Annotated in this window: 9 protein-coding genes, 1 pseudogene and 1 riboswitch; of the genes and pseudogenes, 9 read left to right on the forward strand and 1 reads right to left on the reverse strand. The window is 38.1% G+C overall.

All coding sequences use genetic code 11. The annotated features are described in order from the left end of the window. Positions 1-70: 70 nt before the first annotated feature. Positions 71-251, reverse strand: a riboswitch (Lysine riboswitch). A 378-nt stretch (positions 252-629) separates the two neighbouring features. Then, entirely contained in the window at positions 630-1514 is an 885-nt protein-coding gene (locus tag ABDZ84_RS06820) for a LysR family transcriptional regulator (RefSeq protein WP_034679462.1), read from the reverse strand. Between the two features lie 248 nt (positions 1515-1762). Here ABDZ84_RS06820 and hutU point away from each other — a divergent pair, with 248 nt between their 5' ends. From hutU to gltS, 9 genes and pseudogenes are all read left to right on the forward strand, one after another. Continuing rightward, positions 1763-3439 carry a urocanate hydratase gene (hutU, locus tag ABDZ84_RS06825; protein ID WP_281414413.1) on the forward strand — a complete coding sequence of 559 codons (1677 nt, stop codon included), beginning with the start codon at positions 1763-1765 and terminating at the stop codon, positions 3437-3439. After that, the gene (gene hutI, locus ABDZ84_RS06830; protein WP_026682426.1) at positions 3440-4741 is read left to right on the forward strand and encodes an imidazolonepropionase; all 1302 of its coding nucleotides are present in this window, start codon (positions 3440-3442) and stop codon (positions 4739-4741) included. A gap of 534 nt (positions 4742-5275) precedes the next feature. Next, a complete protein-coding gene (gene hutP / locus ABDZ84_RS06835) occupies positions 5276-5713 on the forward strand; it encodes a histidine utilization transcription antiterminator HutP (RefSeq protein ID WP_166530238.1) in 438 nt (145 codons plus the stop codon). A gap of 108 nt (positions 5714-5821) precedes the next feature. Beyond that, the gene (gene hutH, locus ABDZ84_RS06840; RefSeq protein ID WP_166530239.1) at positions 5822-7342 is read left to right on the forward strand and encodes a histidine ammonia-lyase; all 1521 of its coding nucleotides are present in this window, start codon (positions 5822-5824) and stop codon (positions 7340-7342) included. 231 nt (positions 7343-7573) lie between these two features. Beyond that, positions 7574-8560, forward strand: coding sequence for an NAD(P)H-dependent flavin oxidoreductase (locus ABDZ84_RS06845; protein WP_121603758.1), 987 nt, complete (start codon positions 7574-7576; stop codon positions 8558-8560). A gap of 192 nt (positions 8561-8752) precedes the next feature. Beyond that, positions 8753-8938, forward strand: a pseudogene (locus tag ABDZ84_RS06850) (transposase); the annotation flags it as partial. Between the two features lie 35 nt (positions 8939-8973). Next, positions 8974-10086 carry an RNA-guided endonuclease TnpB family protein gene (locus ABDZ84_RS06855; protein WP_166530240.1) on the forward strand — a complete coding sequence of 371 codons (1113 nt, stop codon included), beginning with the start codon at positions 8974-8976 and terminating at the stop codon, positions 10084-10086. A gap of 550 nt (positions 10087-10636) precedes the next feature. Beyond that, positions 10637-11587, forward strand: a complete 951-nt coding sequence (hutG, locus tag ABDZ84_RS06860) for a formimidoylglutamase (RefSeq protein ID WP_166530241.1) — start codon at positions 10637-10639, stop codon at positions 11585-11587. Positions 11588-11666: 79 nt separating this feature from the next. Beyond that, on the forward strand, positions 11667-12866 hold the full coding sequence (gene gltS / locus ABDZ84_RS06865; RefSeq protein ID WP_026679606.1) for a sodium/glutamate symporter: 1200 nt from the start codon (positions 11667-11669) through the stop codon (positions 12864-12866). The last annotated feature ends 393 nt before the right edge of the window (positions 12867-13259 follow it).

A 13259-nucleotide genomic window follows, 5' to 3' on the forward strand; every position in this document is an offset into this window, starting at 1 on the left:
CCATTTCTAATTAACGCAAAAAAACAGCAGCAAGGGTTTGCTACTGCAGAAATGTAGTATTTCATTTTCTGCGTCAGATAGCCCTCCATATAGTTACCTATACGACAGTCCTGTATTTATTCAATAGCAGAACCAGCAACAGTAAATAATGAGTTATCTGTTACTTCGGCAACGATCCCTTTCCACAATCGTCAATGGATCTCATTATCCTCAAACTGTGTAATGATGACCGATGCACCTCTATCCTCACTTCAAATAATTGAAATAAGAAATATTTAATTGTCTGTAATATAACAGATTTCCTTATTTCACGCAAGGCTATTTGAATTTTAGCAAGGAAATGATGCCTATCGTTTATTCAATTGTTCCTTTAATGACATACAAATAAAGTGAACCTTCAATCAATTGAAGGTTTTGTTTGTCCCCCTAGTTACTAATAGTGTTGTTCCTTTATTGCTTGAAGCGGGGGTCTTACTGCTAGTTATATGTGGAGAAAAACATAATTTAGCTAAGCATCTCACCTAGAGTAATTACTCGAATCAATCAAAATATGACAAGTTGACATCCAGTCTATGCTTGAGGTGGTACGTGTTCTATAGGACGAAATACTTCTAGGTGACCTAAGGGCATCACTGTTTAAAGAATTCTTCCACCAATCCTATAAACTTCAGTACAATTGGAGGTAAATAACGATTTTTCTCATAGGCTAGATATACGCTTCTGGATAAATGTGAATCGTTAATATGTTTTATATGATAATCTGAATGAACTGTATTTTTAACATAGTTTTCAGGAACAACTGTGATTCCTAAACCTTCGATAACAAGACGACATGCTGTTTCAAATCGCTCGATTTCAAATTGAATCATTGGCTGAATCCCTGATTTAGCAAATGCATAAAGAATATCCTCTCTTGTTTGAAAGCCTTCTTTGCAAATGATAAATGTTTCGTCTTTCAAGTCATAAATAGTTAGCTCTGTATAATCTTGTAAGTTGTGCCCTTGAGGAAGAACAGCAACTAATTTTTCCTCATAGATAGGTAATGTCTCAATCGCATCATTATTCAAATTCTGATTTGTTATAGCTAGATGAATATCGAAGTTTGTTAAAGCTTTCTCTACATCCGTTAAACTTAGAATTTCTAATAATTTTATATGAGCATCCTGATATTCTTTCTGAAATTGTTTCAAAATTTTTGGTACCCAAAAATTGGAGGACTCTATTAAACCGATTGTGAGTTCCAGCGGTCCCTGCTCTTTCAAGCGGATCATTTCTTTAGATACATGCTGATAGTGATTTAACAATTTTTTAGCCTCTTGATAAAGTATTTTACCCTCACTTGTGACCTCGAGGCTCCTCGTATTACGTTTAATTAATGTCAATCCTACTTCATTCTCTAGCTTTTTAATAGCAGCACTAAGTGATGGCTGAGATACATGTAAGACGGTTGCTGCTCGAGTATAGGTTGATTGTTCAACAATCGTAACAAAATAGACTAAATGGCGAAATTCCATCCTAATCTCCTTAATTTATAGTTGAATTTTATAAAAATATAGAATATTTATATTTGTAATTATATATTATTATAATTATAATTTTAATGTATGGTATTAAATTAAAAAAATGTTATGTCTTCTATTATCTATAGTACCAAATAAACAGAAGGATCGATAATCAGATGGAAAAGGAATGTGAATTTTTTAACTACAGAAAATGTAAACGGTTTATTTGAGGTTGCTAACATAGGGAGGAGATGAAGAAAATGAGAATGGAAAAGAACATGCAAGTAGAACAATATCGTGGTTCAGCATTACATACGAAAGGATGGATACAAGAAGCTGCTCTTCGAATGTTGAATAATAATCTGAGCCCAGAGGTGGCAGAAAATCCAGACGAGCTAGTGGTTTATGGTGGGATAGGTAAAGCAGCACGAAATTGGGAATGCTACGAGGCGATTGTGAAGGAATTAAAACAGATAGAGGAAAATGAGACCTTACTCATTCAATCAGGAAAACCCGTTGCTGTGTTCCGTACGCATACAGATGCTCCGAAAGTGCTGATTGCTAACTCGAATTTAGTTCCAGCATGGGCGAATTGGGAGCACTTTCATGAATTGGATCAGAAAGGTTTAATGATGTATGGGCAAATGACTGCGGGCAGCTGGATCTATATTGGCAGCCAAGGAATTGTGCAAGGAACATATGAGACATTTGCAGAATGTGCTAGGCAGCATTTTGACGGCAGTTTACAAGGAACGATTACTGTGACGGCGGGGTTAGGCGGCATGGGAGGAGCGCAACCTTTAGCGGTGATACTAAATGAGGGGATCTGTATTGCTATAGAAATAGATCCTCATCGTATCCAGCGTCGATTAGATACAAATTATTTAGATACCTCTACGGATAGCTTAGATGAAGCAATAAAGCTTGCTGAAGAAGCGCGTAGTAAAGGGGAAGCGCTATCTATAGGCTTGTTAGGCAATGCAGCTGAGCTTCTACCGGAAATGCTTACAAAAGGATTCATTCCAGACGTACTAACAGATCAAACCTCCTCTCATGATCCGCTGAATGGCTATATCCCTGTTCATATGACGTTAGCAGAAGCAGCTAAATTAAGGGAGAATAATCCAGGGAATTATGTTCAATTATCTAAACAAAGTATTGCAGTTCATGTTAAGACAATGCTGCAAATGCAGCAAAAAGGGGCGGTTACCTTTGATTATGGAAATAATATCCGCCAAGTAGCCAAGGATGAAGGAGTAGCGAATGCATTTGATTTTCCTGGATTTGTTCCTGCTTATATTCGCCCACAATTTTGTGAAGGTAAAGGACCGTTTCGCTGGGTGGCATTATCCGGCGATCCAGAAGATATTTATAAGACAGATGAGGTCATCCTGCGCGAATTTAGTGAGAACGAGTCGCTGTGTAAGTGGATTCGCATGGCGCAAGAGAAAATTAGTTTCCAAGGACTCCCTTCTCGGATTTGCTGGCTAGGGTATGGAGAAAGAGCCCGCTTTGGAAAAATTATTAATCGTATGGTTGAACGAGGTGAATTAAAAGCACCGATTGTTATCGGACGTGATCATCTTGATTCAGGTTCCGTAGCCTCACCAAATCGAGAAACGGAAGCGATGAAGGATGGAAGCGATGCGGTAGCGGACTGGCCAATATTAAACGCGTTGATTAATAGTGTTGGGGGAGCTAGCTGGGTCAGTGTCCACCACGGTGGCGGCGTTGGTATGGGATACTCGCTTCATGCTGGAATGGTTATTGTTGCCGATGGAACAAAAGAGGCGGAGGAGCGTTTGGATCGCGTCCTTACAACAGATCCTGGGATGGGGATTGTTCGTCATGTGGATGCAGGCTATGAAAAAGCCGAGGATACTGCGAAGGAAAAAGGTGTTCATATTCCAATGCTACAACGTAAAGGGGCGTTATAAATGTCAGATATCCTATTTATTAAACATGCAGCTCAATTACTTACCATAAGTGGAAATACCGATAAGCCAGCTAAAACTGATGCAATGAGAGAGCTTAATAGTATAGAAGATGGTGGATTACTTGCGAAGGACGGTGAGATTATTGCCATTGGTACGACGGAAAAAATTCAAGCGAAGTATGCCGATGAAATTGCTCAAGCTAAACAAATCGATGCGTCTAATAAAGTAGTTTCCCCAGGTCTGATCGATCCTCATACACATCTTGTTCATGCCGGAACAAGGGAGAATGAGTATGCAATGCGACTAAAAGGAAAGTCGTATATGGACATCATGCATGCAGGAGGCGGTATTCACGCAACAACTCGAGCTACGCAGCAAGCAAATTATGACCAACTTTATCATGAATCGAAGCTGCGTCTAGATACATTTCTAACAAATGGCGTCACCACAGTAGAAGCAAAGAGTGGATATGGTTTAACGACAGAACATGAAATCAAGCAATTGGAAGTTGCCAAGCAATTAAATAAGGATCATGTCATGGATGTTGTTTCAACATTTATGGGAGCACATGCTGTACCAGTAGCCGAAAAAGAAAATCCAGACATTTTTGTAGATCGAGTTATTTCAGAGATGATTCCAGAGGTTGCTAAACGGAATTTGGCAACATTTAATGATGTGTTTTGTGAGCGAGGCGTATTTACGCCAGAACAATCAAGAAGAATTCTGGAGGCGGGTAAGGAATATGGACTAATTCCAAAAATTCATGCGGATGAAATTGAATCCTATGGGGGGGCAGAATTAGCTGCAGCTGTTGGTGCGATTTCAGCTGATCATTTATTGAAGGCATCGGATGTAGGAATTCGTCAAATGGCTGAACAAGATGTTATTGGTGTTCTTTTACCAGGTACTGCATTTTTCCTAATGGCAGAATTTGCTCAAGCAAGAAAAATGATAGATCAAGGCTTAGCCGTTGCTCTTTCTACGGATGCAAACCCAGGTTCATCCCCAACGTTATCCTTACAGTTTATTATGAATCTTGGCTGTTTAAAAATGGGGATGACACCTGAAGAGGTTATTACAGCAACAACCATCAATGCTGCACATGCGATTGGTTGTGCTGATAAAATCGGGAGTCTAGAAATTGGTAAACAGGCAGATATTACGATTTTTAATGTACCAAATTATCTAATGCTATCCTATCAATATGGAATGAATCATGTGGATACAGTTATCAAGAAGGGAAAGGTAGTTGTAGAACAAGAGAACTTGTCCACATGTAACAGGCATGTATCCTCCGTATAAGAAATAACAAAAGATGGGGTGGAATTAGGTTAATACGATTTATTGCGTATATAACTGGCAGTGATATTTCCACTAAAAGCAATAAAGTGAAACCAATAATGGATAATAGAGATATCCACTGCCAGTAAATGTCCGAGTGGTTTAAAGACCTTTAGGTCATAATCTTGTGGTACAAACCTTCAATGGGGATAAAAATCCACACTAATTGATGTTTCACCCTATGATTATAGCTATGTAATATTTGATTTTTGAATAATAATAGACGGAATTTTTTGTAAATGTTATTGACGGATAATTTTACGAAGACGTATACTAAAAGTAGTTACTAGTCATTAGTTAAGATTAGATTATTTTAAAGAGCGTTTGATATATACTTGGCTTTCAAAAAAGAGGAGCTATGCGGACTACATAGTAGGTCTTCAACTCAGAAGAAGGCTGAACCGCTACCCGAAAGCGGAGTATTCCAGTTGTATGGAGGCAACTGACTTTTGAGAAACCATTTTGTATAAGCAGAGACCTTTAGGAGAAGAAACAATGACACAAAAACTTCGTATTGGAAAAATTGCTACGTTACTTGCAATGCTAGATGAGCAAGAACGAGCGTCCTATCAATCGATAGTTCCAGATGTCCAAATTTGTGAAGGAAAAGTTGGATCAATGGATATGCAAAAAGTGATTTCCGCAGTAGAAACGGCAGTGAAACGAAGCAAGCTAATTCAAGAAGGCGTTTATCGAGAAACACATGCACTTTATCATGCAATTTTAGAAGGATTAGAAGGAGTTACTAGAGGGCAGTGGGCAATTGGTGAAATGATGCGTACCGTTGGGTTACGATTCGCTGTTGTTCGTGGGAACCCATATGTAAATCCTGAAGAAGGTGAATGGATTGCCGTTGCCTTTTACGGTACCATTGGAGCTCCAATAAAAGGCTTGGAGCATGAAGCTGTCGGACTAGGTGTTAATCATATTTAATTATATAAATCATTACCTAAAGTGAGTAGACATGAGGAGGTGATGGTGGCTTATTTGTATGCCATTATCGCCTCTTTTTTATTGTATTAATGAAAAGGGGGAAGCGTAATGATTGAGCTATCAGGAGATTCTTTAACCATAGATCAATTGAAACGCATCTGTATTGAACAGGAGCAAATTACCATTTCAAAAACTAGTATGGAGAAGGTTCGAGAAAGCAGATTAGCTGTGGATAACATTGTTGCCAATAAAGAAATTGTTTATGGGATTACGACTGGTTTTGGGAAGTTTAGCGATGTTATGATTGAGGCAAAAGACGTAGAGGATTTACAATTATATTTAATTCGTTCACATGCCTGTGGAGTTGGTAATCCATTTGAAGAAAAGGTATCGCGTGCAATGATGGTCCTTCGCTTAAACGCACTATTAAAAGGGTTCTCTGGCGTACGTCCTGTGCTCGTTGAGCTATTAGCAGATCTAGTTAATGAGCGAATACATCCTGTTATTCCTGAGCAAGGTTCTCTGGGGGCATCAGGAGATTTAGCTCCATTAGCACATTTAGCCTTAGTGATGATCGGTGAAGGGAAAGTCTTTAATGAAAAGGGAGAAGCGGTTGATGCTGCCTCGGTTCTTTCTAAAAAACAGCTTCAACCAATTGTATTACAAGCAAAGGAGGGGCTAGCACTAATTAATGGAACCCAAGCGATGGTAGCAGTTGGTGTCATGAATTATATAGAAGCCGAAAAGCTAGCCTATGACAGTGAGTGGATAGCTGCGTTAACGATGGAGGGATTGCAAGGGATTATCGATGCTTTTCATCCAGCTGTTCATGAAGTACGAGGGTATCCGCAGCAAGTAGCGGTGGCTAAGCGAATGACAGCTTGGTTAGAAGGCAGTCAATTAATTACTCATCAAGGAGAAAAACGGGTCCAAGACGCTTATTCTTTGCGTTGCATTCCTCAGGTTCATGGGGCAACATGGCAAGCACTGGATTATGTAAAGGAAAAATTAGAAATAGAAGCAAATGCTGCAACAGATAATCCACTTATTTTTGATGGGGGAAAGCTGGTTATCTCAGGGGGCAATTTTCATGGTCAACCGATTGCGATAGCTATGGATTTTCTGAAAATTGCGATTGCTGAACTTGCCAATATTTCTGAACGACGTGTAGAGCGTTTGGTTAATCCACAGTTGAATGACTTACCGGCATTTTTAAGTGCTCAGCCTGGGCTACAATCTGGGGCCATGATTATGCAATATGCTGCAGCGTCGCTCGTATCTGAGAATAAAACGTTAGCTCATCCAGCCAGTGTCGACTCGATTCCGTCATCGGCTAATCAAGAGGATCATGTCAGTATGGGGACAATAGGTTCTCGACATGCTAGGCTGATCATAAATAATACAAGACGTGTGTTAGCAATTGAATGCATATGTGCTCTTCAAGCAGTGGAAAGCACAGGGATAGACAAAATGGCCGGTAAACTAAAAGAAAAATGGGAAGCATATCGGAAGGTCGTGCCAACGATAAGTGAAGATCGGATTTTCTCAACAGATATAGAAGAAGTTGCTTCGCTTTTAAACGTTAAAAAGGGGGATTATGCAACGGATCTCCAGCTAGATATAACTTGACATACAAAGGATGAATTATTAGAATTATCAATAATTATATCTTATGTAATTAAATAGGAATAATTGAAAACGATTGCATTTTGGGGGAAATATACTTAGCAATTAGAGGTCGATGTAGAGGGATTCTGCAAGAGAAACTTCTATAAAACAAAACCCCAACTGATTGGAGTTTCACATTATTGATGTAGTGGACAGAAAAGAGAGAATTATAATGAAGAGGAGTTTGCAGAAATGTCTAAACAAGCAATTCAACAAATGAAATTATCAATGCGTCTACCAGTCATTATGGCACCGATGTTTTTAGTGTCTAGTCCTAAAATGGTCGTGGCAGCTTGTCGTGCTGGAATTGCTGGGACTTTTCCAGCATTAAATGCAAGAACTAGTGATATTTTAGAAGACTGGATGCATCAAATTAATACGGAAATTGATGTACTCAAAGAAAAAGAACCGACGAGGAAAATCGCACCTTGGGGTATAAACTTTATTACTCATCGTTCCAATAAGCGGTATACGGAAGATTTGAAATTAATTGAAAAATACCAGCCACCCATTGTTATTACGTCTTTGGGGGATCCTAGTCCAGTTGTCGAGATTGCCCATCAGTATGGTGGCGTAGTTTTTTCCGATGTCATTAATGTAAAGTTTGCCAAAAAGGCGATTGAAAAAGGTGCTGATGGTTTGGTACTTGTTGCCAGTGGAGCTGGCGGCCATGCTGGAGTATTAAATCCAATTCCGTTTATTCATGAAGTCCGTTCATTTTTTGACGGACCTATCGTACTTGCAGGTGGTATGTCGGAAGGAGAAGATATCCTTGCATCAGAAATTCTAGGTGCTGATTTTGTTTATATGGGAACACGATTTATACCTTCTGAAGAAAGTGGAGCACCTGATGCATATAAGCAAATGATTGTTGAATCATCGATTGAAGATATTATTTATACAGATGCATTTAGTGGTGTTAACGCGAATTATTTAATTCCTAGTATTGTAAAAGCTGGGCTTGATCCAAATCAATTAGAAAAGAAACAAGAAATTAACTTTGAAAAATTGGATAATCCAGAAGTAAAGGCATGGAAGGATGTATGGGGTTCTGGTCAAGGAATTGGCGCGATTGACAAGGTTCAATCAATTGAGAGAATTGTTAGTGAGCTAGAGGAGTCGTATACAAAAGCAACGCGAAATATTGTCAGTCAGGATAATACTATGACACAAACATAATGTGAAAATGGTTTTAAAAGGGCTCCATATATAAAGTATCCACTGACACAGATGGATTTTATACAACGAATAGAAATAGGAATTTAACGTACTTCCGAAAGAAGTCTCCATCTTCAAGCGTGTGAAGGGCGTAGCCCAACGGTAAGAGGATGAATTTCGGTTGGGCGACAGCCCAAAGGCTTTTTTCCTTTTTTGCTCAAAGCACAACCCAACAGTGAATGATCGAAATTCATCAATGCCTATAAAAGTGCCAGTTCAAGACTTAGCAAGAGGGATTTTCCTCATGTCCGTAAAAAGTTAGGGAAAGAAATGTTTTGGTCAAGAAGTTTTTGCTTGTTGACGACTGGCGGTTCGCCTATTGAAGTAGTAAAAAAATAGATTGAAAATCAAAGGATAAAGTGAGGTGATTTGATATGGCTAAACAAAATAAAGCGTACAAGTTTAGATTGTATCCAACAGATGAACAGGCTTTGGTTATACGTAAAACCTTCGGTTGCGTTCGCTTTGTCTATAACAAAATGTTAGCAGAACGAAAAGAAACGTATGAAACCCTAAAAGATGATAAAGAAGCATGGAAAAAGGTAAAACATCCTACCCCTGCCAATTACAAAAAAGAATACGAATGGCTAAAAGAAGTCGATTCATTAGCGTTGGCAAACGCTCAACTAAATTTAGATAAGGCATATAAAGCCTTCTTCAAAGGGCATGCCAGGTTCCCAAAATTCAAAAGCAAACGCCATAAACAAAGCTACACAACGAATGTCGTCAATGGAAATATTCAGTTGTTGGATGGTCATATCAAATTACCTAAATTAAAAATGGTCAAAATCAAGCAACATCGAGCAATTCCTTCGGAGTACACCATCAAATCTTGTACCTTGTCTATGACTTCATCAGGAAAATACTATATTTCGATTCTTACAGAGTACGAGAAGGAGATAAAAAGGAAGGAAATTGAAAAAGTTGTTGGCTTAGACTTTTCAATGGATGGGTTGTTTGTTGATAGTGAGGGTGAGAAAGCCAATTATCCTAAGTTTTATCGACAAATACTTAATAAATTAGCAAAAGAACAACGTAAACTTTCTCGTAAAAAGAAAGGCTCTGCAAATTGGAATAAACAACGTATTCGAGTAGCTAACATTCAAGAGAAAGTTGCCAATCAACGCAAGAACTTTCTTCACCATAAATCAAAGGAATTAGTGTCTAACTTCGATGCTGTTGTGATTGAAGATTTAGACATGAAAGGAATGTCACAAGCACTTAAATTCGGTAAAAGCGTAGCTGATAATGGATGGGGAATGTTCACCTCTTTCTTACAGTACAAACTAAAAGAACAAGGGAAACAACTTATCAAAATTGATAAATGGTTCCCATCTACCAAAACTTGTTCGAGTTGCGGAAATACCCAACCAATGCCTATAGAAATTAGAACATACGCTTGTTCGTGTGGGCTAAATCTCGATAGAGATTATAATTCAGCTCTCCATATCAAAAAAGAAGGCATTCGCTTATTAGCAAGTGCCTAATGAAAATATAAACTCTTGGAACAAGAGGGTTAGCTTGGTCCATTTCGTCAGCTACCAAAAGTGGCGATTATCCAAGAAGCCCCCACTTCAAGCAACCCGTAAGGGTGGTAAGTGGTGGGAGTAGTTCACTAAGAGAATCAGCAGATGAAATTCCTAAAAGTGAATGAACTATCGATCAAATGTTGTGCCATAGCCAACGTTTGGTCGGTAGTTTTTTATTAGTCTAGTCTAGGAAAATATAAAATTTGCCTATGTGGATAAATTTGGGCGTGTTGAGCGGCGTCCAGCTCCAGCGTCCAGAAACGAGGCGACTTCATGAATCTCTCTATGATAAGTCATCATCAGTTCGCAAGCACACCGTGATTCCTTTTTTCCGTTGACTCGGTCCAGTCGCTGCGTTTATAATCGAGCGCTTTTGCTCTTATATTCTATTTATAGTTTTAAACTATAGAAATATAAAATTTGCATATTAGTAATTATATGTATAGTTATTTATAATAAATAATATATTTTCTGAATAAGCAAAATATGTAGGTAGTGAGGTGTTGATATGTATAAATTTCCAAATAGACAAACGTGGCAAGGTAGAGTGGATAGTAAAATAGACAAAGATAGCTTTCGCATTCATCAACGTGTGATATGTAACTCTACGGATGATGATTTTGAAAGCGCTTTTTGTCTTGTTGGTTTTGAATCTGACGAGGGTGTTCGAAGGAATAAAGGGAGAATTGGTGCTGCAAAGGCTCCTGATGAAATAAGAAAAAGTCTTGGTAAACTACCCTATCTCTTTGAAGATACAGCTTCAATTATCGATGTTGGAAATGTAGTATGCGAAGGAGAAAGCTTAGAAGCTGCGCAGGCAGAATTAGCGGATCGCGTTGATCAAATATTTAATAAAAGATCCACGCCAATTATTCTTGGTGGAGGACATGAAACGCTGTACGGTCATTATCTCGGAATTAGGAAGTATGTGGGAGAAAACACATCGATAGGTATTATAAATATAGATGCACATTTTGATTTGCGTCAGGATAGTAGACCTTCATCTGGGACTATGTTTAGGCAGATTTTAGAACAGGATAAGCAAGCAGGCTATTTATGTTTAGGAATTCAACCATTCGGTAATACAAAATCTCTGTTTCAGGTTGCAGAGCAGCTTGGATGTATTTATGTGTTAGAAGAATCACTAGCTCTACACAACATACAAAAACAATATGGAGTTATTGATCAATTTTGTAACCAGTACGATGTCATTATCGTTACGCTATGTACAGACTCGATTGCTTCTTCTGCAGCCCCAGGAGTTAGCGCACCGTCCCCTTTTGGACTGGACCCTGTTGTCGTAAGAACGTTATTACGTCATATTGTTGCTAAAGAGAATGTATGTAGCTTTGATATATCAGAGGTAAATCCTCTTTTAGATGAAAATGGACGAACTACAAAGCTAGCTGCTTATCTAGTGGCGGAGGTTTTGCATAATTTTAATAATACAGTTCAATGAGAGAGAATGTTACATTTTAATATTTCAACGATGAATATATCGAATTTCCCAGTTGTTTAACATATGAAGGAGGGACAACATGACATTAGAAATGAATCAAGTTACGACATTGTTTATTGCAATAGCTGTATTTCTTCTTGGGGGATACCTTAATAAAAGAATTAGATTCTTAGAGAGATTTTGTATACCTGCTCCTGTTGTTGGGGGGCTACTTTTCGCTATACTTGTAACACTACTAAAAGGACTTCATCTTGTAAATATTAATTTGGATACATCTTTACAAAGCTTATTTATGTTAACTTTTTTCACTACTGTAGGTTTGGGTGCAAGCTTTGGTTTAATCAAATTAGGTGGAAAGCTTTTGATCATTTATTGGTTATCATGTGGATTTCTTGCACTAGCACAAAGTGTTATTGGAATATCTTTTGCAACGCTTTTAAACTTAGATCCACTTATCGGTGTAATGGTTGGAGCTACATCAATGGAAGGTGGTCATGGTGCCGCAACTGCATTTGGTACAACCATTGAAGAGCTTGGAGTTGACTCTGCATTATCCATTGGATTAGCTGCTGCTACTGTAGGATTAGTAGCTGGCGGACTGATTGGTGGGCCAATTGTAAAATATTTAATCAAGAAATACAATCTGAAGTCTACGGAGCGGGCAACAGAGGAAAGTGCTGTTACGGTTGAAGCTAAAACAGAAGCAAGCTCTATTAATTCTAAAACATTTATGACACAAGCTTTTATTATTACTTTATGTATGGTATTAGGCTCTTATTTAGGAGAGCTATTCTCAAATGTAACCGGTTTTGTACTGCCCGGATATGTAAGTGCCATGTTTGTTGCTGTAATCGTTCGAAATGTGCTTGATCGATATGATAAAACATTAATTGAGATGAAAAGTATTGGAATTATAGGTGATATTACATTGGGTATCTTTTTATCAATGGCTCTTATGAGTATTAAATTATGGGAAGTTGCTAATTTAGCATTGCCATTATTAGTCATTGTTATCGTACAGGTACTATTTATAGCTTTATTTGGTATCTTTATATTATTTAGATTGCTAGGAAAGAATTATGATGCGGCAGTGATGGTTGGTGGTTTCACAGGGCATGGGCTAGGCGCTACTCCAAATGCCATTGCTAATATGGATGCAATAGTCAACCGATACGGTCCCTCTAAAAAAGCATTTTTAGTTGTTCCTTTAGTTGGAGCTTTCCTAATCGACGTCTTCGCAATGCCAATTATTATCACTTCTATAAATTTGTTTAGTTAAAAGGGAAAACCGGTCCATTTTTATGAAGCAGTTTTCTTACTATGAACGAGGATTAAAAGGAATGGTTATGTTTATAATTAAGTAAGTCAAAAAAAGTGCTGCTTCATCCGAATCTCCTTTTTCTGCTGGATTATCAGAGTATTTTTCTCTCTTTATCAAAAAATGATTAACCTTCACAGTTAAACCTTCATTATCCATCTAGTTCGAAAGTATAAGAATACGGTGCTATCGAGAACCCCTCGATAGCCTTTACTTCTAAGTTAAGAAAGTATAAAATTAGTGCAATGACTGTGTTAAGCCAAGTAGTTATTTTGAAATGTTAGATGTATATTGGCAATGCTCCGACTAATTACTTCGCTTTCCGTGGGCACGGCCTCAACTAACTTTGCAAAG

It is taken from the genome of Virgibacillus salarius (assembly GCF_039521925.1).
In the GTDB taxonomy this organism is placed as follows: domain Bacteria; phylum Bacillota; class Bacilli; order Bacillales; family Amphibacillaceae; genus Virgibacillus; species Virgibacillus salarius.

Excerpts from the sequence above, each read along its gene's own strand:
- ABDZ84_RS06820 (WP_034679462.1), bottom strand. The coding sequence starts at position 1,514 with ATGGAATTTCGCCATTTAGTCTATTTTGTTACGATTGTTGAACAATCA.
- hutU (WP_281414413.1), top strand. The coding sequence starts at position 1,763 with ATGAGAATGGAAAAGAACATGCAAGTAGAACAATATCGTGGTTCAGCA.
- hutI (WP_026682426.1), top strand. The coding sequence starts at position 3,440 with ATGTCAGATATCCTATTTATTAAACATGCAGCTCAATTACTTACCATA.
- hutH (WP_166530239.1), top strand. The coding sequence starts at position 5,822 with ATGATTGAGCTATCAGGAGATTCTTTAACCATAGATCAATTGAAACGC.
- hutP (WP_166530238.1), top strand. The coding sequence starts at position 5,276 with ATGACACAAAAACTTCGTATTGGAAAAATTGCTACGTTACTTGCAATG.
- ABDZ84_RS06845 (WP_121603758.1), top strand. The coding sequence starts at position 7,574 with ATGTCTAAACAAGCAATTCAACAAATGAAATTATCAATGCGTCTACCA.
- gltS (WP_026679606.1), top strand. The coding sequence starts at position 11,667 with ATGACATTAGAAATGAATCAAGTTACGACATTGTTTATTGCAATAGCT.
- ABDZ84_RS06855 (WP_166530240.1), top strand. The coding sequence starts at position 8,974 with ATGGCTAAACAAAATAAAGCGTACAAGTTTAGATTGTATCCAACAGAT.
- hutG (WP_166530241.1), top strand. The coding sequence starts at position 10,637 with ATGTATAAATTTCCAAATAGACAAACGTGGCAAGGTAGAGTGGATAGT.